Raw genomic sequence first — 762 nt, 5'->3', positions numbered from 1 at the left:
GAAAGATATTGAACACCTCTATCGGAATGATGAATCACATTCTTTGGCATGCCTCGATCGTGCAATGCTTGCTCAAGTGCATCGAGCACCATATCTGTATTCATCCGTGTAGATACTTTCCATCCAACAATTGCTCGTGAGAACACATCAATAATAAAGGCGGTATAGACCCAGCCTGAATTTGTTTGAATATAGGTAAAGTCAGCAACCCACAAGTGATTAGGCTGATCAGCTCTAAAATTCCGTTTCACCAAGTCAGGTGCTCGTTTTTGGTCATCTCGGCTACGGGTGGTTTGTTTGTTCTTACCTCGCCAAACACCTTGTATACCTAGCTTTTTCATTAATCGAGCAACTGTACAACGTGCAATAACATAGCCTTCACGTTTCAGTTGTTGCCAGACTTTACGTATACCATACCGACCTGAACTTTCCTTCCAAATTCGTTTAATCTCCTCAGCATGATGCAAGTCATGTTAATCTCGCTTTGCTCGATGTTCTGGATTTTCGCAGAGATCTAGAGTCCGGTAATAGGTTGAAGGTGCGATCGGTCAAATCCTACAAATCGCATCAACACCATATAAATCTTTATTGTTATGGATGAAATCCACCATTATTTGTGTGGACCGTCGAGCTCCGCCTGGGCGAAAAAAGCGGCTGCTTTACGTAGAATCTCATTGGCGCGTTGCAGTTCTTTATTTTCGCGTTCGAGTTGTTTGATACGTTCTTGGTCTGAAAGCTGCTGTACTTTAACTGGATTTTGTT

General features: G+C 42.5%; 1 pseudogene and 1 other annotated feature. The pseudogene reads right to left on the bottom strand.

Annotation, left to right across the window (positions count from 1 at the left end):
• Positions 1-762 (bottom strand): annotated as a pseudogene (locus tag AC1M84_RS14225) (IS3 family transposase); the annotation flags it as partial.
• Positions 537-653: a sequence feature (AL1L pseudoknot), on the bottom strand. (Overlaps the previous pseudogene by 117 nt.)

The sequence above is a fragment of the Acinetobacter sp. 24-47-66 genome, from assembly GCF_056779755.1.
This window is presented reverse-complemented; position numbering and strand designations above follow the sequence as displayed.